The 21065-nt window shown below is 63.9% G+C and carries 18 protein-coding genes; 3 read left to right on the top strand and 15 right to left on the bottom strand.

All coding sequences use genetic code 11. The features are described 5' to 3' along the window. Positions 1-109: 109 nt before the first annotated feature. The gene (locus RPC_RS06660) at positions 110-1078 is read left to right on the top strand and encodes a LysR family transcriptional regulator (RefSeq protein WP_011471793.1); all 969 of its coding nucleotides are present in this window, start codon (positions 110-112) and stop codon (positions 1076-1078) included. Between the two features lie 103 nt (positions 1079-1181). Here the strand turns inward: RPC_RS06660 and hemA are convergent, their stop codons facing one another. Genes hemA through bchF form a run of 14 tightly spaced genes read right to left on the bottom strand, consistent with a single transcriptional unit; the run spans position 1182 to position 17145 of the window. Then, positions 1182-2393, bottom strand: a complete 1212-nt coding sequence (hemA, locus tag RPC_RS06655; RefSeq protein ID WP_011471792.1) for a 5-aminolevulinate synthase — start codon at positions 2391-2393, stop codon at positions 1182-1184. Next, a complete protein-coding gene (gene puhE, locus RPC_RS06650; protein WP_011471791.1) occupies positions 2390-3469 on the bottom strand; it encodes a putative photosynthetic complex assembly protein PuhE in 1080 nt (359 codons plus the stop codon). The genes hemA and puhE overlap by 4 nt, the downstream gene beginning before the upstream one ends. A 13-nt stretch (positions 3470-3482) precedes the next feature. Then, positions 3483-4586 carry a magnesium-protoporphyrin IX monomethyl ester (oxidative) cyclase gene (gene acsF / locus RPC_RS06645; RefSeq protein ID WP_041801472.1) on the bottom strand — a complete coding sequence of 368 codons (1104 nt, stop codon included), beginning with the start codon at positions 4584-4586 and terminating at the stop codon, positions 3483-3485. After that, positions 4583-4882: a hypothetical protein gene (locus tag RPC_RS06640; protein WP_011471789.1), complete on the bottom strand. Its 300-nt coding sequence runs from the start codon at positions 4880-4882 to the stop codon at positions 4583-4585. The genes acsF and RPC_RS06640 overlap by 4 nt, the downstream gene beginning before the upstream one ends. Next, complete coding sequence (gene puhC / locus RPC_RS06635) at positions 4879-5337, bottom strand: photosynthetic complex assembly protein PuhC (RefSeq protein WP_011471788.1); 459 nt, start codon at positions 5335-5337, stop codon at positions 4879-4881. Before puhC ends, RPC_RS06640 begins: the two co-directional genes overlap by 4 nt. A 13-nt stretch (positions 5338-5350) precedes the next feature. Further along, a complete protein-coding gene (puhB, locus tag RPC_RS06630) occupies positions 5351-6013 on the bottom strand; it encodes a photosynthetic complex putative assembly protein PuhB (protein ID WP_011471787.1) in 663 nt (220 codons plus the stop codon). Continuing rightward, entirely contained in the window at positions 6010-6777 is a 768-nt protein-coding gene (gene puhA / locus RPC_RS06625; RefSeq protein WP_011471786.1) for a photosynthetic reaction center subunit H, read from the bottom strand. The genes puhB and puhA overlap by 4 nt, the downstream gene beginning before the upstream one ends. A gap of 23 nt (positions 6778-6800) precedes the next feature. Then, complete coding sequence (locus tag RPC_RS06620; RefSeq protein WP_011471785.1) at positions 6801-8234, bottom strand: PucC family protein; 1434 nt, start codon at positions 8232-8234, stop codon at positions 6801-6803. Beyond that, entirely contained in the window at positions 8231-8932 is a 702-nt protein-coding gene (gene bchM, locus RPC_RS06615; protein WP_011471784.1) for a magnesium protoporphyrin IX methyltransferase, read from the bottom strand. Before bchM ends, RPC_RS06620 begins: the two co-directional genes overlap by 4 nt. Next, on the bottom strand, positions 8932-9870 hold the full coding sequence (gene bchL / locus RPC_RS06610) for a ferredoxin:protochlorophyllide reductase (ATP-dependent) iron-sulfur ATP-binding protein (protein WP_011471783.1): 939 nt from the start codon (positions 9868-9870) through the stop codon (positions 8932-8934). The genes bchM and bchL overlap by 1 nt, the downstream gene beginning before the upstream one ends. Beyond that, a complete protein-coding gene (locus tag RPC_RS06605) occupies positions 9867-13610 on the bottom strand; it encodes a magnesium chelatase subunit H (protein ID WP_011471782.1) in 3744 nt (1247 codons plus the stop codon). Before RPC_RS06605 ends, bchL begins: the two co-directional genes overlap by 4 nt. Further along, positions 13585-15177: a ferredoxin:protochlorophyllide reductase (ATP-dependent) subunit B gene (gene bchB, locus RPC_RS06600; protein WP_011471781.1), complete on the bottom strand. Its 1593-nt coding sequence runs from the start codon at positions 15175-15177 to the stop codon at positions 13585-13587. Before bchB ends, RPC_RS06605 begins: the two co-directional genes overlap by 26 nt. Before the next feature lies 1 nt (position 15178). Next, on the bottom strand, positions 15179-16465 hold the full coding sequence (locus RPC_RS06595) for a ferredoxin:protochlorophyllide reductase (ATP-dependent) subunit N (protein WP_011471780.1): 1287 nt from the start codon (positions 16463-16465) through the stop codon (positions 15179-15181). Next, positions 16462-17145, bottom strand: a complete 684-nt coding sequence (bchF, locus tag RPC_RS06590; protein ID WP_011471779.1) for a 2-vinyl bacteriochlorophyllide hydratase — start codon at positions 17143-17145, stop codon at positions 16462-16464. The genes RPC_RS06595 and bchF overlap by 4 nt, the downstream gene beginning before the upstream one ends. Before the next feature lie 263 nt (positions 17146-17408). Between bchF and RPC_RS06585 the strand changes: the two genes are divergently transcribed. Next, a complete protein-coding gene (locus tag RPC_RS06585; protein WP_167532058.1) occupies positions 17409-18149 on the top strand; it encodes a cobalamin B12-binding domain-containing protein in 741 nt (246 codons plus the stop codon). 59 nt (positions 18150-18208) lie between these two features. Next, positions 18209-18889 (top strand): heme oxygenase (biliverdin-producing), encoded by a 681-nt coding sequence (locus RPC_RS06580; protein ID WP_011471777.1) that lies wholly within the window; start codon positions 18209-18211, stop codon positions 18887-18889. Between the two features lie 7 nt (positions 18890-18896). Here RPC_RS06580 and RPC_RS06575 read toward each other — a convergent pair whose 3' ends face one another. Beyond that, the gene (locus RPC_RS06575) at positions 18897-21065 is read right to left on the bottom strand and encodes a GAF domain-containing protein (protein ID WP_011471776.1); all 2169 of its coding nucleotides are present in this window, start codon (positions 21063-21065) and stop codon (positions 18897-18899) included.

Genomic DNA, 21065 nt, shown 5'->3' with positions numbered 1-21065 from the left:
ATGGCGGCGGGCGCGGTGCAAAATCCAGCGGGGTGGGTTGGGAGGAGATTGACCCCATCGGATAAATAAGGGAAATTTCTTTAACTTCTGTTTGGCGAAAGTTTATCTTATGGCGAAGCTGTTCCGCACGGTTTCCATCCGGCAGTTACGGGCGCTGGCGGCGCTGGCCGGGAGCGGCAGCATCACCGCCGCCGCCAACAAGCTGCACCTCACCCAGCCGGCGGTGACGCTGCAGCTGCGCAACCTGCAGGCGCTGGCTGGGCTGCCGCTGATCCAGCGCAAGAGCGATGGCATGGCGCTGACCGACGCCGGCGCCGAAGTGCTGGCGCTGTGCGAGCGGATCGAGGCGGCGATCGCCGCCTGCGAAACCTCGCTCGACATGATCGCCGGCAAGACCGCCGGGCGGATCTCGATCGGCGCGGTGTCGACCGCGAAATACTTCGTGCCGTTCATGATCTCGGCGTTTCAGAAGCTGCATCCGAAGATCGACGTCAAGCTGTCGATCGGCAACCGCGAGGAGGTCAGCAACGCGCTGAAAGGCTATGAACTCGATATCGCGATCATGGGACGCCCGCCGGTCGGCATCGACATGGACGTGCACCTGATCGGCGATCATCCGCACGTCATCATCGCGCCGACCGCGCACCGGCTGGCGCGCAAGCACCGCATCGCGCTCGGCGAATTGGCCAAGGAGACTTTCCTGACCCGCGAGCCCGGCTCCGGCACCCGCAGCCTGATGGAACAACTGTTCGAAGCCGCCAACATCCGGCCGACCATCGGCATGGAGATGAGCAGCAACGAGACCATCAAGCAGGCGGTGATCGCCGGCCTCGGCATCGCCTTCCTGTCGGCGCATACGGTGGCGACCGAACTCGACGAGCGGCGGCTGGTGATCCTCGACGTCGTCGGTCTTCCGGTGGTGCGGCAATGGTTCGTGCTCAGCCGCAAGGACAAGGTGCTGCTGCCGCCAGCGCGCGCGATGCTGGATTTTTTCAGCGCCAAAGGCGCGCAATTCCTGCCACGCACCCAAGGGCGGATGCGGCTGACCCGGACCTCGGCCAAGCCGAGGCGGCATTGACGCCGAGTCGTCGCTGAAAATGAAACGTCCCTGACGGCGCGAGTTGTCAGGGACGTTTGGCATTCGATACTGGCGCCGCCGCAAACGGGCGGCGCGCGAAAGATTACGCCGCCTTGGCGAGGCCGAGTTCGGCCCAGATCTCGGTCAGCGCCTGCACCAGATGCTCGATATCGGCATCGGTGTGATGCGGCGACGGCGTGATGCGCAGCCGCTCGGTGCCGCGCGGCACGGTCGGATAATTGATCGGCTGGACATAGATGCGGTAGCGGCTGATCAACGTGTCGCTGATCTGCTTGCAGCGCACCGCGTCGCCGACCATCACCGGCACGATGTGGCTCGGATTTGGAATATGCGCGACGCCGGCCTGATCGAGCCGCTTGCGCAAACGCGCCACGCGGTCCTGGTGCCGCTCGCGTTCCACCGAGCTTGCCTTGAGATGACGGATACTGGCGAGCGCGCCCGCCGCCACCGACGGCGGCAGCGAGGTGGTGAAGATGAAGCCGGAGGCGAAGCTGCGGATGAAATCGCAGATCGTGGCGGAGGCCGCGACATAGCCGCCGACCACGCCGAACGCCTTCGCCAAGGTGCCTTCGATCACGGTGAGCCGATCGCTCAGGCCCTCGCGATCGGAGACGCCGCCGCCGCGCGGCCCGTACAGCCCGACGCCGTGGACTTCGTCGAGATAGGTCATGGCGTGATATTTGTCGGCGACGTCGCAGATGTCGGCGATCGGCGCGATATCGCCGTCCATCGAATACACCGATTCGAAGGCCACCAGCTTCGGCAGCTGCGGATCGAGATCGGCGAGCTTGCGCTCGAGATCCTTGACGTCGTTATGGGCGAAGATCACGGTCTTGGCGCGGCTGTGGCGAATGCCCTCGATCATCGAGGCATGGTTGAGCTCGTCGGACAGGATGACGCAGCCCGGCATCCGCGACGCCAGCGTCGACAGCGAGGCCATATTGGAGACGTAGCCGGAGGTGAACAGCAGCGCCGCCTCTTTGTGGTGAAGGTCGGCGAGCTCGCGCTCCAGCAGCACGTGATAATGGTTGGTGCCGGCGATGTTGCGGGTGCCGCCGGCGCCGGCGCCGCATTGATCGAGCGCCTCGTGCATCGCCGCCAGCACCGCCGGGTGCTGCCCCATGCCGAGGTAGTCGTTCGAACACCACACCGTGACATCGCCGGTGCCGTCCTGGCCGTGATGCTTGGCGTGCGGAAAATTGCCGGCCTCGCGTTCGAGATCCGCGAACACGCGGTAGCGCCCTTCACGGTGCAGGCCGTCGAGCTGCCGGCGGAAATACGTCTCGTAGTTCATGAAGTCCTCCCGTTGACCGTTGCCGCTGGCTCCGTGGCAATGCCGATGCGCGCCGTCGCCAGCTCGCCGCGGGGATGTTGCTCCAGAAAGGTCTGGCGGAACTGATCCTCGAGGCGCTGTCGGGCGCAGGCGCTCTTGGCCTTGGCCGGAAGCTCTTCGTTTCTGACGTTGGGAACCACCACCAGCTGCGGCTGGCCCGTCCTGGTTTCGGCAGCGGTCTGCGGCGCGTCCGAGACCTCCGGGTTAGCACGATGAACTGGCGGAACGGCATTGTTATTGACGGACGGATTCGGTTCCATGATGTTGTTCTCCGGCGGAAAACTCGACCGCATACCCCAGCCCCACAGCGTGATCGCTGGCAGCGGGAGCAGCATAAACCAATGCTCGACGACGCCGAGCGCGAAGAGGGTTGAGACCAGCGTCAGACCGACGACGTCGGCCGGCGTCGTGGACACTTCGACGATCCGCTGAATCATGATCACCAGAACAGCGGTCGACAGCGTGACGGACAGCGGGAAGAACGCACTCACCGGCTTGCGCGCGAAGTAGGTCCGCAGAAACTGCACGGCATCCGGCATCAACTCCGCGTTGGTGACCGGCACCCCCAGGAACAGATTGATCTTGGCGCTCTGCCGCAGCACCAGCAGCGCGGCATAGGTCCACAGCCCGACCTGGTTCGGCGCATTCCAGGTGAGCGCAAGGACCAAGCCGCCGCAGGCCAGCAACGACACTTCGTGATAGATGATCGCCTGCAGCGCGCGACCGAAACGATGCAGCCCGGTGGCGCCGGCCGGACAGGGCTCAGGCCGCGGCCCGGTCAGCCAACCCGACAGGAACACGATTTCCTGCGCCGCCCACAGGCAGATGACGCAGCTGAAGGCCATGTAGGCGGCCGCGACGCTGGTATCGGTCGCGGTCACCGAGAGGCCGCACAACCCGATGGTCAGCAGACCTCCGGCGCAGACCCCGCGCAGACTCCGCGAATGTCCCAGACTGCCGACGAGCAGCAGCACGGCCCCAGTGCTGAACCACCAGACAAACGCCGCGAAAACTGGTGGACCAAGGTACAGGGCCATGTCCGCGCTCCCCTCACCAAGCCGGCCGCAGGCCGATTTCGCGAGGCAGTTCGTTCCGCTTGGCCGGCAGCAGGAACATCCGGCCGAAGGTCCACGCCGCCGCAGCCGCCAACAGCGGTCGCTTCAGCTTGCCGATCAGGCCGCGCTGCGCGCGGCTGTCTTCGATCTTCATCGCGATCCGGTACAGCCGATCCAGCCCCGCCATGAACCGCGGATCGTCGAGATTGAGCGTCACCGGGAACACCTGCCGGGAGATCTCGGTGGTGATCCGAAACACCTGCATGTCGTAGTCCGAAGGCTCCATGCCGAGTGCCTCGTGGAACGCCGGGCGCATGTGATCGCGCACATACATCGTGGCGAACACCGCCAGCACGAAGAAACGGATCCACAGCTTGTTGAAGCCGCGCAGCAGCGACGGATCGGCGCGCATCAACAGCGCGAAGGCCTCGCCGTGGCGGAACTCGTCGTTGCACCAGCTCTCGAACCAACGGAAGATCGGATGGAACTGGCGTTCCGGATGGCGCTCCATCTGCCGGTAGATAGTGATGTAGCGGGCGTAGCCGATCTTCTCGGACAAGTAGGTCGCGTAGAAGATGAACTTCGGCCGGAAATAGGTGTACTTCTTCACCTTGGTGAGGAAGCTGAGATCGACGCCGATGCCGTGGTCCTTGAGGATCTCGTTGATGAAGCCGGCGTGCCGCGCCTCGTCGCGACTGAGATAGCCGAACAGCTCTTGGATTTCCTTGTTCTTGATGCGCTTCTTGATCTCCGAATACAGCACGCAGCCGGAGAACTCCGCGGTCAGCGAGCTGACCAGAAAATCCTTGAATTCCTTGCGCAGTTCCGGCGGCAGCCGGTCCAGATCGTAATTGAACTCGTCCTGCTTCTTGAAATGCGACTTGTTGTAGTCGGCGCGCAGCTCTTTCATCATCGCGTTCCATTCGGAGCGCACCAGGCTGACGTCGAGGCGGTCCATCGCCGCGTAATCGGTGGTGTAGAACCGCGGCGTCAGGATGGTGTCCTCACGCGCGATATTGAGGCTGTCTTCGCTCCCCTTGATCGCCGGCCGGGAGCTTGGTCGCAGGCCGCCTTGGCTGCCGCCTTCCATTGGAATCATGAAACCCTCCCGTTTGAAAAACTGACTTCGTAAAGCTCGGTCAATTCCAGGTAGCCTTCGAGCCGTGCACGCAGACCTTCGAGAAGGCCGGCGCGAACAACCGTCGCCGTGCGTCGCACGACGATGTGTTCGCCGAATCCGATGTCGGTCGGCGCGTCGTGCACGGTGACTTCGTCACCGGGCCGAATCTCGATGTCGCCGTCAAGAATGACGTGGGCATGCAGCGATTCCGACGTCTGCTCGATTTCCACCGTGCAGGGAACCTCGAAGCTTGTGCGTTTCCCGAACAGGCTCATTTTGAGCCTTCCTTTTTTTCCATTAAGCGCGCGAAGGCGGCCAGATTGCTGGAGCCGAACGCGTTGAGATCGATCTGCTTGTTGTTGGCCGTATCGGTGAGCGTGAGCTGGCCGTTGACATGGCGCGCGAGCTGGAACGGCGGCTGCCGGCCGACGTCGGCGAGACGCCGCTCGCGAGCCATCCCGCGCATCACCACGCGGACGAAGCCGTTGCTGCCCGGCGGAAGCGAGTCGAGCAGCTGGTGATCGGCCGCGTTGTAGACCAGGACGGAGCCGTCCTGGCCGTCTTCGAACTGCAGGCTGAGACTCTCGACGATCGCCGGAGGCGTCATCTGGACTCGGCCGACCCCGGTGACCCGCGACACCGTTGCGGCCACCAGTGCGAACACCACGAGCAAGCCGGCGGCGACCAGCGCCCCCTTCGGAATTTTCAGATCGTGAGCGGCGTCGTCCATGTGCGTCTCCGGTTCAGGCCGCCACGGGGGCGGGTGGGTTTCCCAGCGGATCTTTCGAGATGCCGCTGTTGGTAACTTGAACGAGAGATTTTGCCGACGGGCCAGGCTGGCCGGCCAGCACTTCGGCGAGCTTGGCAGCCACGGTGGCGGCCTCCGGCACCGAATTCAGCATCGGCTCCGGCGCGCGCAGCCGCCAGGGGCGGATGTGGGGCCAAAGCAGCACGTAAGAAACACGTTTGGTATCGGCGAGCTGCAGCGGGATGTCGCCGGTGCCGTCACGGTTGGTCTTCAGATCGACGTTGGCGATCTTGCTCAGTGGAATGTTCATCGACATCGGCAGCGCGACGCCGAACTGCAACAGGACGCGTTTGCTGGTGATGGTGTAGGTCGTCGCACGGCGGAACAGCCAAGCCAGCATGGCAAGCAGACCAATGCCCGCGAGGCAAGGAACGAGGAGCCACACGGCGGAACCCACCGCGTCGCTCGTCGCCATTCCGTTGGACCAATACGACCAAAGCTTCCAGGCCAGGAAGAGGCCGACATAAATGCCGGCCTCCCTGATATGGAAAGACCTCACGGCAAGCCCCTTGAACGAGGGCTTGCCTTGCCAGATCACGCGCTCCCCCTCCGCGAGCGAAGAGGGAAGTTCATGAAGCTGACGGGGGTCTTGGTTCATACGATCGGCTCCTGCCGTTCCGGGGTCGCATACAACGTGCCGGCGCCGAAGTAGCCGACGATGCGGTCTTCCTCGCGCTTGGTGACCTGGTCGGCTTTGGCCAGGGTCGGCGCGTCGGCGAATTGGCTGCCGAGGATGGCGTCGACGGAGACGTAGCCCTTCGGGCGATCGACCAAGGCGAACGGCAGCGGCAGCAGGATGCGCTTGGTGCCCTTGGCGCCCTTCACCTCGACTTCGAGATAGCGGATCAGCGCTTCGGCGCGGTCCACCCAGGCTTCGACCACCGTACCGCCGACTTGGCCATCGGCGCCGACCACCTTCATGCCGCGCGGATCGGGATCGCGCGGATCGAGGGTGATGCCCTTGGCCACGCGCAGCGGGACGATCACCGGAACGTCTTCCAGCGTCAGTTCCGGAACGTCTTCACGATCCGCATAGGAGCCCGGGCCGACGCCGTCGGCGAACGGGTTGCCGGTCGGGACGAACGGCGCACCCGGCCACGGCGCGGTGGAGGCGAGCGCCGGATTCGGACGATCGTTCTTGTGGTTGGGAACGGTGGCGACCTTGCCGCCGCGCAGCAGATACTTCTTGTCCTCCGGCGGATACGGAATGCCGTAACCGGGACGACGTCCGCCGCTGTCGGAGACCAGCGGATATCCCTCACGTTTGTCTTCGCGGCGGAGATAGAAGATCAACGCGGCAAAGAAGATCCAAAATACGTAGAGAGTGACTTGTGCTACGTCTAAATAAGCACCGGCTTGCATGGGACCGACCTCGCTCTAGTTAGTTAACCTGGAAATTCGGCTAAGCCGAATTTGGATGAAGATTGCGAGAAATTCGTTCGTGCTGAGCGCACGAGCGGACCGATCGCAATCAGAGTGGCGAACAGCAGCGCAATTTCGATTTGATATACGACGCTGTATCCTGTCGACGCACTCATCAGAGTGCTGCCGAACATTCCGTTGGTGGCCAGTGACGACACCGCATCGCGGATGCCGCCGCCGACCGCAATTCCTCCGCCGGCCGCGGTCGCCTGAACGGCGCCCCAGGTGCCGAGTGCCAATCCGCTCTCGCCGTCTTTGGCGATTGCCATCGCGGCGGTCAGCGTTCCCGCGGCGAACAGGCCGCCGCCGAAGCCGATCAACGCGGTACCGAGCCGCAGCAGCATCGCCGACTGCGCCGGCCCGGCAATGATCACCGCGGCAAACGCGAAAATCCCGGCGACGACGCCGAAGCCGGCGACACGATACGGATCGGCACTGCGGCCGAGCGTGCGCGCCGCAAGGCCGAATCCGGCGAGCGTTCCGAGCGCGAAGAAAGCCGTCAGCGCGGTGGTCTGGCCGACGGTGAGTTTGAGGACTTCGGCGCCGTAGGGCTCCAGCAGAATGTCCTGCATCGAGAACGCCGCAGTGCCGAGGCCGACCGCAGCCAGCATCCGGGTGGAGCCGCCGGCTTCGCGGAACTTGGCCCAGGATTGGTTGAACTGCGGCCGCTCGCGCTTCGCCGAGGTCAGCGCCGGATTGCGGACTTCCTGCTTCCACAGCGCGATCACGTTGAGCGCGAATATCACCACCGCGACGCCCTGGATCACCTGGATCAGCCGCATCTCGCTGAAGTCTTTCAGCAGCTGGCTGAACACCAAGGCGCTGCCGACCATGCCGAACAGCAGCATGACGTAGAGGAACGCCACCACCCGCGGCCGCGAATGCTCCGGCGCGATATCGGTGGCCAACGCCAAGCCGGCGGTCTGCGTGGTGTGCAAACCGGCGCCCACGAGAAGGAACGCCAAGGCGGCGCCGACCTGGCCGTAGGCCGCTGGCGCCTCGCCGGTGCCGGACAACACCAAGAGCGCAAACGGCATGATGGCAAGGCCGCCGAACTGCAGCAGCGTTCCCATCCAGATATACGGCACGCGACGCCAGCCGAGCACGGAACGATGGTTGTCGGATTTGAAACCGATCAGTACGCGGAACGGCGCGAACACCAGCGGCAACGACACCATCAGCGACACCAGCAGGGTGGAGACGCCGAGCTCGACGATCATCACCCGGTTCAGGGTGCCGTTCAGCAACACAATGGCGATGCCGACCGAGACCTGGAACAGCGACAACCGCAACAGCCGGCCAAGCGGAAGTTCGGTGGTGGCGGCGTCGGCAAACGGCAGGAAACGGCTGCCGAGCCGCATCCACCCCTTCACCAATGTCGCCGCCATTTGGCTCATCGACGGATCATCTCCAAAGCCTGCGAGGTGTAGAAGCCGCGCGCGACGCGATGCGTGCGGCCGATCTGCCATTGCTGCAGCGCCGGATCGGCGGTGAGCAGCTTGCGGAGTTTCTGTTCAGCCACCGGCTCGATCGCCGGGGCGCGATCGCCGCGCGGGAAGAAGCCGCCGACGAAATGCATCAGCGCCAATGCCGGCGTCTTCGGCGCGAAGGTCACCAGCATCGCCTGGCTGGTGCGGGCGGCGAGCCCGGCCATGATCTTGCAGATATCCGCCGGCAGGTAATGGATCAGCGAATCCATCGCCACCACGAAGTCGAATTCGCCGGCCTTGGGATCGAGCATGTCGCCGGAGCGGAAATCGATCAGGGCCGGATCGACGTCGGCCGGGATGCGTTCCCGCGCGACCTCGACCAGCGTCGGCGACAGGTCGATGGCGACGACATGCGCACCGCGGCGCGCGACTTCGATCGACAGCGCACCGGTGCCGCATCCGGCATCAAGCAGCCGCATCCCGGTCATGTTCGCCGGCAGCCATGATAGCAACGTGTTGCGCATCTCATCGCGCCCGGCGCGCACCGTGGCGCGGATGCCGCTGACCGGGGCGTCGGAGGTGAGACGAGCCCAATTGTCGGCCGCGGTGCGGTCGAAATAGGTCTTCAGTTCACCACGCCGTTCGAGATAGTTGGCCACGGGCATCAATCAAATCCCAAGAGGTCAAAGATATCGCGATCCTTCAGCGGCTTGCCGTCAATCGGCGGTTCCTTGCCTTCCAACATTTCAGTGGCAAGCCGAAGGTACTCTTGTTGCACGGCCAGAATTTCGTCGGTGTGATCCATCTCAAAGAGTGTCATCTTTTTCAGACGACTCTTGCGGATGACATCGAGATCGGGGAGATGCGCAATCCGCCTGATACCGGTCCGCTCGCCGAATTTGTCGATCTGGTCGGTTTCCCTGGAGCGGTTGGCAATGATACCGCCGAGCCGCACGCCGTAGTTCTTCGATTTCGCCGCAATCGCCGCGGCGATCCGGTTCGCCGCGAAAATCGAATCGAAATCATTGGCCGCCACGATCATCGCGCGTTCGGAATGCTGCAACGGCGCGGCAAAACCGCCACACACCACGTCGCCGAGCACGTCGAAGATCACCACGTCGGTATCTTCGAGCAGATGATGTTCCTTAAGAAGCTTCACGGTTTGCCCGACCACGTAGCCGCCGCAACCGGTTCCCGCCGGGGGGCCACCTGCTTCCAGGCACATCACGCCATTGTAACCCTCGAACACGAAGTCTTCGGGGCGCAGTTCCTCGGAGTGGAAGTTCACCGATTCCAACACGTCGATCACGGTCGGCACCAGCCGCTTGGTCAGCGTGAAGGTGGAGTCGTGCTTGGGGTCGCAGCCGATCTGCAGCACGCGCTTGCCGAGCTTGGAGAACGCCACCGACAGGTTCGACGAGGTCGTGCTCTTGCCGATGCCGCCCTTGCCGTAGATCGAGAACACCTTGGCGGTGCCGATCTTCAGGTTGGGATCGAGCTGCACCTGGACGCTGCCCTCGCCGTCGCCCTCGCTGCATTTCGAGGCGTTGGTGTCGGCGCAGCCTGCGGTCTTCAGCTTGGCGGGATCGGTCAGAATGTTCATGCGGCAACTCCTACGCCTTCAAGGCGATCCTCAAGCTCTTCGCCTGCCTTGCGCAGGACCTCGAGCATTTCCGGGTCGGGAGACCAGTAATTGCGTTCGTGTGCCTCGATCAGGCGATTGGCGACTTTCGCCGACGCCACCGGGTTGAGGGCCGCAAGACGCGCGCGCATTTCGGGGTCGAGAACGAAGGTTTCGGTGAGCTGGCGATACACCCACGGCGCCACCTCGCCGGTGGTCGCGGACCAGCCCATGGTGTTGGTGACGTGTTCTTCGATCTGCCGCACACCTTCGTAGCCGTGCTTCAGCATGCCTTCGTACCATTTCGGATTGAGCATGCGGGTGCGCGTCTCCAGCGCCACCTGCTCCGACAAGGTTCGCACCGTGCCGGCGCCGCGGGTCTGGTCGCCGATATAGACGGGGGCCGCGGTGCCGCCTTTGGCGCGGCGCACCGCGCGGCTGATGCCGCCCAGCGTGTCGAAATAGTGATCGACCGTGGTGACGCCGAGTTCGACGGAGTCGAGATTCTGGTAGGCCAGATCGACGTCGGCGAGCGCGCTCTTCAACAGATCGGCCTGCTGCACCGGCTGGCCCTTCATGCCGTAAGCGAAGCTCTTGCGGCGGGTGTAGGTCTCGGCGAGTTCGTCCTCGTCTTCCCAGCGGCTGTTCTCGACCAGATGGTTGACGTTGGAGCCGTAGGCGCCGTCGGCGTTGCCGAACACCCGCAGCGACGCGGTCTCCATGTCGCACTTGTGTTGTTCCATATACGCCAGCGAATGCCGGCGCACGAAGTTGAAGTCGGTCGGCTCATCGGCCGAGGCCGCGAGGAAGCAAGCCTCTGCCAAAAGCTTGATCTGCAGCGGCAACAGGTCGCGGAAAATGCCCGACATGGTGATGATGACATCGATGCGCGGCCGGCCGAGTTCGCCGAGCGGGATCAGTTCGGCGCCGGTCAGCCGGCCGTAGCTGTCGAACCTCGGCCGGGCACCGAGCAAGGCCAGAGCCTGGCCGATCGGCGCGCCTTCGTTCTTCAGGTTGTCGGTGCCCCACAACACGATGGCGACCGACTCCGGCAGGCCGTTGCCGCCTTCCATGTGCTTTTCGATCAGCCGCTGCGCCTGCGCCGCGCCGTCCTGCACCGCAAACGCGCTGGGGATCCGGAACGGATCGAAGCCGTGCAGATTGCGGCCGGTCGGCAGAATCGCCGGCGTGCGCAACAGATCGCCGCCGGGCGCCGGACGGATGAACCCGCCGTCCAGGGCGTGGATCAGGCTGGGAATTTCATGATCCTCGGCCAAGAGCCGGTCGGTGGCCGCCAATTGCTTGTAGATCGCGATATTGGCCTCGGCCTCGGGCCCCGATCCGACCACCACGTGCTCCGGCCGCTCGCCGCGGACCAGCCCTTCGATCACCGACTGTTCGGGGCGAATGCCGTGCGAGGCATCGGCCACCGCTTGCAGCATTTCCACCCGCTGCTCGAACGTCGGATTTTCGCCGACCACATGCAGTCCGTGCGGAATCAGCGCGTATTCCATTTCCAGCACGTCTTCGGACAATTTCGCGATGGTGGCGACGGCGGCATCGCCCCAGGCCGGCTCGGCTGTCGCAAGGTCGAGCGCGCTGGCCTGCGCCTGAATCAGCACCGCGAGATCGGCGCGTTCCGCCTCGTCGTCCGGCGACAGGCCGCGCCAGCGCTCGATCGAGGATTTCAGCTCGACCAGCCCGCGATACAGGCCGGCATGCGCCACCGGCGGGGTCAGGTAGCTGATCAGCGTCGCGGCGGAGCGCCGCTTGGCGATCGAGCCTTCCGACGGATTGTTCGAGGCATAGAGATAGACGTTCGGCAGATCGCCGATCATGCGGTCGGGCCAGCAGGCGCCGGACAGGCCGGTCTGCTTGCCGGGCATGAACTCCAAGGCGCCATGGGTCCCGAAATGCAGCACCGCGTGGGCGCCGAAATCTTCTTTCAGCCAGCGATAGAACGCCGAGAACGCGTGCGTCGGCGCAAAGCCCTTTTCGAACAAAAGGCGCATCGGATCGCCTTCGTAACCGAACGCCGGCTGCACACCGACGAACACGTTGCCGAAGCGCTCGCCGAGCACGAAGATCGAGCTGCCGTCGCTCTGATGCTTGCCTGGCGCCGGACCCCACTGGCCTTCGATCTCGCGCAGCCAACGCTCGTTCTTGACGTGATCGCCAGCCATCACCCGCGCATGCACATTGGCATCGGAGCCGAAGCGCTGGGCGTTGCCGGTGATGATGCGCTCGCGCAACTCGTCGGAATTGGCGGGAAGCTCGACCTGATAGCCCTCGCGCTGCATCGCTTGCAGCGTGCGGTACACCGACTCGAACACCCCGAGGAAAGCCGCGGTGCCGATATGGCCGGAGTTCGGCGGGAAGTTGAACAGCACCACCGCGACCTTGCGGTCCTTGCGCTCGCTGCGGCGCAAAGCCACCAGCTTGGCGGTGCGGGACGCCAACACCTCGGCGCGTTCGGCGCAGGTGTACATGTCGCCGCCGTTTTCCGAACGGGTGAACTTGCAAGCCCGATCGCAGCCCGCGCACGGCACTTCGCCGGCGTCGGAACGGCCGCCATAGACCATCGGGCCGGTGCAGCCGTCGAGTTCGGGGATCGCCACCATGATGGTGCTCTCGACCGGCATCAAGCCGCGGTCGGAGGCGCCCCATTGTTCGAGAGTCTGGAATTCCACCGGATGCGCCGACAGATACGGCACGTCGAGCGTCGCCAGAATGTCTTCGGCCGCCTTGGAATCGTTGTAGGCAGGGCCGCCGACCAGCGAGAAGCCGGTCAGTGAAACCACCGCATCGACGGCGCTGCGGCCGTCCTTCATGAAGAACTTTTCGATCGCCGGACGCTGATCGAGACCGCTGGCGAACGCCGCGATGACGCGCAGCCCCTTGGCCTCGAACGCCTCGATCATGCCGTCATAGTGACCGGAATTGCCGGCCAGTAGATAGGAGCGCAACAACAGCACGCCGACGGTGCCCTGCTGGTTCGGAATGGTCGGCAGCTTATCGACGGATTCCGCGATCCGGCCCTTCATCCGCGGGTGATACACGCCGATATCGGCGTATTCGACCGGCGGCTCGGCCTTGGCGATGCCGCGCAGGCCCTTGCGCGGGCCGCTGGCGTAGCGATCGACCAGCAAGCGCACCATGTTGGCGATGTTCTGCTCGGAGCCGGCGAGCCAATATTGCAGCGTCAGGAAGTAGGCGCGCATATCTTGCGCGGTGCCGGGAATGAAGCGCAGCAGCTTCGGCAGCTGCCGCAGCATCTTCATCTCGCCCTTGCCGGCCGGACCGGATTCCTTCTTGCCGCGCAGCTTCTTCAGCCAGTTGATGGCGCCGAGCGCCTCGGCGCTCATGTCGAACTTGCCGACCCGGGTCAGCTTCACCACCTCGGCCGCCGACATGCAGCAGATCATGGCGTCGCAGTCCAGGCGACGCGCCAGCAGCGCCGGCATCACCGCGCGAACGTGGTCGTCGAGGAACAGCATGGTGGCGATCACGATGTCGCCGGTGGCAATATCGGCGTAGCAACGGCCGAGCGCGCCCTCGTCGGTGCCCCACTCGTCGGCGGAATGCACCGTCAGTTCGATCCCGGGATAATCACGCCGCAACAGATTACGCGCGCGGGCGGCCGCGCCGGACAGATGACTGTCCATCGTAACGATGACGACACGTAACGGCGTAGCGTCAGCGGGAGAAGTGCGCTTTGGCATCGTACAATGTCTCGACGGTTATGGTGGCGACGCCATTTTCGTTGGCGAATCGCTCGGTATTACGGCGGGCCTTTCCGCGAACAAAGAACGGGATCTTGCGGAGTTCTTTTTCCGCATCGGCAGCCCAGACCGCCGCGGTCTCGGTCGCTGCGGCGCTCGGCGTCTCGATGGCTGATGGCTGCGGCTCGGACGACGCGGTCTGCACCGCGGGCGCCGAATGGCCGACGCCGAGATGCGACGGCACCGCGCCGTCCTTGAATTCGAAATCGTCCTTGAACATCGCCAACAGATGCTCTTCGAGGCCCATCATCAACGGATGCACCCAGGTGTCGAAGATCACGTTGGCGCCTTCGAAACCCATCTGCGGGGCGTAGCGCGCGGGGTAATCCTGGATATGCACCGGCGCCGAGATCACCGCGCAGGGCACGCCGAGGCGCTTGGAGATATGGCGCTCCATCTGGGTGCCGAGCACCAGCTCGACCTGCAGCTCGGCGATATGCGCCTCGACCTCGAGGTAATCGTCGGTGATCAGCGGCTCGACGTCGTAGAGCTTGGCGGCCTCGCGGATCTCGCGGCCGAACTCGCGGCTGTAGGTGCCGATGCCGACCACCTTGAAGCCGATTTCATCGGACGCAATCCGCGCCGCGGCGACGACGTGGGTGGCATCGCCGAAGATGAACACCCGCTTGCCGGTGAGATAGGTCGAGTCGACCGAATGCGAGAACCAGGTCAGCCGACTGGAATTGGCTTTCAACACCGGCGCCGCGTCGACGCCGGCCAACGCGGCCACTTCCTCGATGAATTCGCGGGTCGCCGAGACGCCGATCGGGATCGTCTTGGTGAACGGCTGGTGGAAGATCCGATGCAGCCAGGACGCCGCCTGCGAGGCGATTTCCGGGTACAGCACGACGTTGAAGTCGGCTTCGCCCAATCGCGTCAGGTCGGCCGGGGTCGCCCCCATCGGCGCGGTGACGTTGACGTCGATGCCGAGCTTGCCGAGCAGCGCGGTGATTTCGATCACGTCGTCGCGATGCCGGAAACCGAGCGCGGTCGGCCCGAGAATGTTGCACTTCGGGCGAACGCCGGGCGCGCGCTCGGGGCGCTTGCTGCCGGGCGGCGGCGCCGACGGCCCCGCCAACGCGCGGACCAGCTGATAGAAGGTTTCGGCCGCGCCCCAGTTCTCTTTGCGCTGATAGGCCGGCAGATCGATGGCGATCACCGGGACCGGCAACCCCATGCCCTTCGCCAGACCGCCCGGATCGTCCTGGATCAACGAGCCGGTGCAGGACGCGCCGACGATCATCGCCTGCGGCCGGAACCGCTCATAGGCATTCTGCACCGCGGTCTTGAACAGTTCGGCAGTGTCGCCGCCGAGGTCGCGCGCCGCAAACGTCGTGTAGGTCACCGGCGGGCGACGATCGCGGCGCTCGATCATGGTGAACAACAGGTCGGCGTAGGTGTCGCCCTGCGGCGCATGCAGCACGTAGTGCAGGCCTTCCATACCCGTGGCGACGCGCATCGCGCCGACATGGGGAGGCCCCTCATATGTCCAAACTGTCAGCTGCATCTCAGGCCACCAGTTTCGCGCGACGCACCAGCGGACGCGCAAACAATTCCGCCAGGTCAGAAGCCTGTTCGTACCCCTGGATCGGCGTGAACACGAGTTCGATCGCCCATTTCGTCGTCATACCTTCGGCTTCCAACGGATTGGCTAGACCGAGTCCGCACACCACCAGATCGGGGCGCGCCAGCCGGCAACGATCGAGCTGCAGATCGACGTCCTGGCCTTCGGTGATCTGGACGTCGGGCGGCAACAGCTTGAGTTCTTCGGCGAGATGCTCGCGGTGCAGATAGGGCGTTCCGACCTCGACCAGCTGCATTCCCAGCTCGCGGGACAGGAATCGCGCCAACGGAATTTCCAGCTGAGAGTCCGGGAACAGGAAAATCCGGCGGCCCGCCAATTCCTTGCGGTAGTTGTCGAGCGCGCGCTCGGCCCGGGCGCGCGCCGGCTGCGTCACCTTGTCGAACAGCGCCGGATCGATGGCGAAGGCATTGGCGGCGGCACGCAACCAGGCGGTGGTCCCCTCGACCCCGAGCGGGAACGGGGCCCGCAGCCGCGTCGCACCGCGATTTTCCAGCTCGCGCGCGGTATCAGCCAGAAACGGCTGCGCCAGCAAAAACTTAGTGTTAGGGCCGACGCTGGGAAGCGTCGCGGAATTGCGCGGCGGAAGAAACTGCACCGGCCCGATGCCGAGCGCCTCGAACATCCGGACGAACTGGTCTTCGACCACATCGGCCATCGACCCCACCACCAGCAGCGAGGCGTCCTTGCCGGATGCGGCTGGAAGTTCCGGAACCAATGAAGCGAGACAGGCGTCCTCGCCCTGGGTGAAGGTGGTCTCGATGCCGCTGCCGGAATAGCTGAGGATGCGAACGCCCGGCGAGAACGTCTGCGACAGCCGCAATGCCGCGCGCGACAGATCGAGCTTGATCACTTCCGACGGACAGGAGCCGACCAGAAACAGCAGTTTGATATCGGGACGCCGCGTCAAGAGTTGCGTGACGATGCGATCGAGTTCGGTATTGGCGTCGGTGAGACCGGCGAGGTCCTTCTCTTCCATGATCGCGGTGGCGAAGCGCGGCTCGGCGAAGATCATCACCCCCGCCGCCGATTGGATCAGATGCGCGCAGGTCCGCGAGCCGACCACCAGGAAGAACGCGTCCTGGATCTTGCGATGCAGCCACACGATTCCGGTCAGCCCGCAGAACACCTCGCGCTGCCCACTCTCGTGGCGCACCGGCTTGGTCAGATTGTTCGGCGGGGCGACATCGCAGCCCTGAGCGAGAACGGTCATGCGCGGCTCCCCGAAATCGTGGACACCGCCAACGCTTTGTTGCGTTCGTCGAGACGCGCGGCACGCAACTTCAAAATGAATTGAGTGGCGTTGATGACGTAGGAGGCATAGGCGGCCAGCGCCACGAACATCTGCTGCTGCGGGTCGCCGAGGCCGCCGAACAGCATCACCAGATAGGTGGTGTGCAAGGCCAGTACCAAGAAACTGAACACGTCTTCCCAGAAGAACGCCGGCGCGAAGAGATAGCAGCCGAACACTTCACGTTCCCAAATCGCACCCGTGATCATGATTGTGTAAAGCACCAGTGTTTTGATGACGACAGAGGCGGTCGCGACCGCAAAGCCGTCGCCACTCACTAGGTAGCGGATCACCAAGCCGAGGCTTATGAGGAAGATCAAAAATTGGACGGGCGCGAGAATTCCTTGAACCAAAGTCCATTTGGTTTGGTCGCGGCGAATTCGCTGCTCAGGCGTATAGAGCGGCTTAAAGCCTTGGCGCAGCGACGAAAGCCCGGGATCAGCAACAACCGGCGCGTCCTCAAGGACCACCGCGTCGGGAACTGCACTGTAAAGAGCATTTGACACAGACGCATCGCGGTGATGCGATACCGAGCCTGCGGACAACGACGGGCGCTCACCGCCCCCAGCTTGATCCTGTTCTGAATCTTCTCGACGGTGCACCGCGCCACTCCTACTGCGGCTAATTCGAGGAAAACTAAACTCCGGGCCAGCGACTGTCAACCAAACCATACGTAAATTAAACTTGACGGTTCGCTTCAAATGGACACGAATACGAGTCCAAAAGGGGTATCCAGATGGGTGATGGTACCGAGCATCAACTCGCAACGGGCTCCCGCATGGAGGGCATCGGTCCTCCACATCAGATTCAGCGAGCCCCGCCGGCCCCGATTTGGCGTTTCCGGCCCGCAGCGCCTCCGCTCAGCATGGTTCGCGCCATCAAGACCCAAATCATACCGCGGATCGCCTGGGCCTTTCGTGCAGCGCCCGAGCCGAAAACCGAGGCCGGCTCTGGAGAGCTGCAGAAGCTTGTGGCCCTTCTCCAAGGTCAGGACGAGGCGGCGCCTTCGGCTTTCATTGACGCGCTGATCGCAAGCGGCACGCCGGTCGACACGATCTTGTTGCAGTGGTTTGCCCCCGCCGCCCGGCTTCTCGGCGACATGTGGGAAAAGGATACCACTGACTTTGCCACTGTGACGCTGGCGGTCGGCCGGATGCAGCGGATCATGCACCACCTCGGCGAGAGCTTTGCCAAGGACGACTGCCGGGGCGCGGGGGACGCGGCGTTGCTGACGACCATTCCCGGCGAGCAGCACAGCTTCGGGCTGTCGATGGTCGCGGAGTTCTTTCGCCGCGCGGGGTGGACTCTATGTACCGGTCCGTTTCAAACTCAGAACGAGTTGACGGCGCTGGTTCAGGACCGCTGGTTTGACATCGTCGGCTTCTCGGTGACTTCGGACCGCAGGCTGGACGAATTGAAGCGAAGCATTCGCGAGGTTCGCCGCGAATCCCGCAACCCTCGGGTGGCAATCATCCTGGGCGGACCGATCTTGCATAGCCACCCAGAGCTTGCGGCGGCGGTCAGAGCCGATATGGTGATCGGCGATGCGATCGCCGCCCCCGATCAGGCTCGTACGCTCGTCGAATCGATGAAGGGCCAAGTCTGAGCGGATATACCTATCGACCTTCAGCTTCCTCGTGGTGCTGACGCTCAGGAGACAGCAACATGACGGTTGAAGCGCCGACCGAAGCCGTTCCGTTCGATATTACCCGCTCGCTTTACCATCGGACCAGAGCCCTGCATCTGGAAGCGGAGAAATCCGGCATCATCGCCGAGTTGCTGCGCGGCACGGCCACCCGCGCCGGCTACGCGCTGTTGCTGCGCAACCTCTTCCCGGTCTATCGCGAACTCGAAAACGGTCTCGATCGTCACCAGGACAACCCGGGGCTCGATCGGCTGAAGCCGTTCAAGCTTGGCCGCACCCAAGCCATCCAATCCGATCTGATCGCGCTGTGTGGGCCGGACTGGGCCGATAGCGTCCCTTGGCTTCCGGCCGGCCAAGCCTATGCGAAAAGGATATCGCAAACCGCGGAGGGCGACGGGCTGTTGCTGATCGCGCATGCTTACACCCGCTATCTCGGCGATCTGAATGGCGGTCAGATCGTGCGACGGCTGTTGGCGAACACTTATCAACTGCGGCCTTGCGAACTGTCGCACTATGATTTTTCCAGTTTCCCCGACCCGGCCGAGCTGAAACACAATTATCGCGCGGCGCTCAATCGCGCCGCCATGGCCGGTGCCCCCGAGCCAATCGTCGAGGAAGGCGCGACGGCGTTCTCGCTAAACATCAATCTGTCCGTCGCCGTGCAACAATCCGTCTCGCAAAGCGCGGCGATCAGCGGCTAGAGCAAGATCACTTGTCGTCGCCGGAGGTCCGCGACGAATGCCAGATCAGGTGCTGCAGCACTTCGGCGGTTCGCAGCGTCGAATTGCGGACGCTCTCGAGCATGCCGGCGATGCGGCTAGTCTCGACGCCGTAGGTAATTTCCAACGCCGCGAGCTGGGCGTTCTCGACCACCGACGACAATAGGTTCTGGTAGATAAGGTCGGTCTTGGTATCGAGACGCACGCTGCCGACCCGATGGCTCTTCATGATGCCTTCCTGCAGCCGGCTGCGCGCCGCTTCGGCGGCCTTGCGATCCGTCACATCCACGAAGATCAACACGAACCCCAGCACGCGGTCCTTCGAGGGAAAAACCGGATCAGCCCGCACCAGCAGCGGCTTTGCTTCGTTGCCTACTCCGCGCAACAGCATCTCGCCGCGCCAAGAGCGGTGATGGGTGATGAGGTCGTGGACGCGGAGTAGAAAATCCTCGGGATTGCAGAAGGCGCCCGCCAGATTGTCCAGCCGCTGCGAGGGCACGTGATCCTTCGGCAGCAACGAACGAAACGCATCGTTGATCAGCAGGATCTTGCCTTCGATGTCGGCGATGATCACCGGCTGATCCGAGATGCCGACTTGCCTGCTGTATTTCTCCAACTGATCTTGCGCGATCAGGGTGCGTACCGCACGGAATTGCAGCACGATATCGGCCACCGTCGCGCCGATCGCACGCGCGGCTGCGACGTCGCCGGGGCCCCATGGCTCCGACGTTCCCTCCACCAGCTGATGCCACTGCGCAAAGGAGCGTCGCGGCGACAAATCCGACGGATTGTCGCCGATCACGAACGGCTTCAGCGGGTCGCCGCCCCAGGTCACGGTGCGAACGCGTTCCGGCCGGAACCAGATCAGATATTCGCCGGGATTGCTGGAAACCGGGATGGCGGCGATGCCGCTTGCCACCTTGGTCAGGCCGGCGAACTCCGGAACCTCGATTCCGAGCGCCGCGGTGTAGATCACCGCGGTGCGAGGTTGGCGATCCAGCCAAGCGCCGAGCTCGCGAATGTCCTGAGTGCCCGGCACCTCGCCGGCGGTCGTGACCTGCCCCTCATAGATCAGCGCACTGCCGCTGGCGCCAAGCGGTTGCAGGATCGACTGCGACGTGTCGAAAACCCCGGCGCGCCAATCGCCCTCGCGTGAGATCGCTTCGATCATCCGTTGCTCGAGCCGCTGAACGAAAATCTCCGACTGGCTCTGCGCAAAACTTTCGAGCGCGACGATGCGCGTCGCGATCGCCTCGGCAAGCAACTCGCACACCGCCCGCATTTCGAAATGGATGAAACGGGGCTCGTAGTGATGGCAGGCGATCAGGCCCCACAGCTTTCCGCCGACCATCAGCGAGACCACCAGCGTCGCGCGGACGCCCATGTTCTTCAGATACTGCAAGTGGATCGGCGACATGCTGCGGAGAAAACACCGCGACATGTCGAGTTCGCGCCCGGTCAGTGGCGACAACCTCGGCTGCAAGGGAACGGGTTGGTAATTGACGTCGACCAGCACCCGAACCCGGGTCTGCTCGTAAAGTCGGCGCGCCATCTGCGGAATATCGGAGGCCGGATAACGGTTGCCGAGATAGGCCTCGAGATCCGATCGGCAGCGCTCCGAGAACACCTCGCCGTGGCCTTCATCATCAAATCGGTAAACCATCACCCGGTCGTAGCCGGTGCGATCGCGATACAAAGCGGCGGCCTGATCACACAGCCCGCTGAGCGAGGTGGTCGAACGAATCGCCTCGAGTGCCGTCGCGATCTGTTCCAACAGATCGAGCGAGGAGCCGGCGCGTTCGAGTTCGACGATCAATCCGCCTTCGGGCGGCCGGTGCAACAGACAATCGAACTCCAGCGCCGGATTGCCGAGACGGCAGCGCACCGCAATCGGCATGCCTTCGGCGGTGGGATCGAGATGTGGAAGGATTTGAATGAGAAGGTCGCCGTCGAGGTCGGCCAACGGCATTCCGAGAACCTGCTTGAGGTTCAGGAACTCGGCAGCATTGGCGCTGGCCTGAATGACGCAGTGGTCAGGCTCGCTGACCACCAGCAACGCGCCGTGCGGCTGAATCGAGCCCGCGAGATGAATTTCCTCCCGCTCGCAATTCGAAAGGTCAGCCTTTCCGAATGCAGTGGGCGCGTGGGCATGAACCAA

Source organism: Rhodopseudomonas palustris BisB18 (assembly GCF_000013745.1).
Taxonomy (GTDB): domain Bacteria; phylum Pseudomonadota; class Alphaproteobacteria; order Rhizobiales; family Xanthobacteraceae; genus Rhodopseudomonas_A; species Rhodopseudomonas_A palustris_F.
Note: the sequence above shows the minus strand (reverse complement) of the source record. Positions and strands in the feature narration are given on the sequence as shown.

Bases quoted from the DNA above. Each gene is read 5' to 3' on its own strand.
- puhA (WP_011471786.1), bottom strand. From the start codon at position 6,777: ATGCAAGCCGGTGCTTATTTAGACGTAGCACAAGTCACTCTCTACGTA.
- RPC_RS06595 (WP_011471780.1), bottom strand. From the start codon at position 16,465: ATGACCGTTCTCGCTCAGGGCTGCGATGTCGCCCCGCCGAACAATCTG.
- puhB (WP_011471787.1), bottom strand. From the start codon at position 6,013: ATGAACCAAGACCCCCGTCAGCTTCATGAACTTCCCTCTTCGCTCGCG.
- RPC_RS06620 (WP_011471785.1), bottom strand. From the start codon at position 8,234: ATGAGCCAAATGGCGGCGACATTGGTGAAGGGGTGGATGCGGCTCGGC.
- bchM (WP_011471784.1), bottom strand. From the start codon at position 8,932: ATGCCCGTGGCCAACTATCTCGAACGGCGTGGTGAACTGAAGACCTAT.
- puhE (WP_011471791.1), bottom strand. From the start codon at position 3,469: ATGGCCCTGTACCTTGGTCCACCAGTTTTCGCGGCGTTTGTCTGGTGG.
- bchL (WP_011471783.1), bottom strand. From the start codon at position 9,870: ATGAACATTCTGACCGATCCCGCCAAGCTGAAGACCGCAGGCTGCGCC.
- acsF (WP_041801472.1), bottom strand. From the start codon at position 4,586: ATGATTCCAATGGAAGGCGGCAGCCAAGGCGGCCTGCGACCAAGCTCC.
- RPC_RS06660 (WP_011471793.1), top strand. From the start codon at position 110: ATGGCGAAGCTGTTCCGCACGGTTTCCATCCGGCAGTTACGGGCGCTG.
- RPC_RS06580 (WP_011471777.1), top strand. From the start codon at position 18,209: ATGACGGTTGAAGCGCCGACCGAAGCCGTTCCGTTCGATATTACCCGC.
- hemA (WP_011471792.1), bottom strand. From the start codon at position 2,393: ATGAACTACGAGACGTATTTCCGCCGGCAGCTCGACGGCCTGCACCGT.
- puhC (WP_011471788.1), bottom strand. From the start codon at position 5,337: ATGGACGACGCCGCTCACGATCTGAAAATTCCGAAGGGGGCGCTGGTC.
- RPC_RS06585 (WP_167532058.1), top strand. From the start codon at position 17,409: ATGGTTCGCGCCATCAAGACCCAAATCATACCGCGGATCGCCTGGGCC.
- bchB (WP_011471781.1), bottom strand. From the start codon at position 15,177: ATGCAGCTGACAGTTTGGACATATGAGGGGCCTCCCCATGTCGGCGCG.
- RPC_RS06605 (WP_011471782.1), bottom strand. From the start codon at position 13,610: ATGCCAAAGCGCACTTCTCCCGCTGACGCTACGCCGTTACGTGTCGTC.
- RPC_RS06640 (WP_011471789.1), bottom strand. From the start codon at position 4,882: ATGAGCCTGTTCGGGAAACGCACAAGCTTCGAGGTTCCCTGCACGGTG.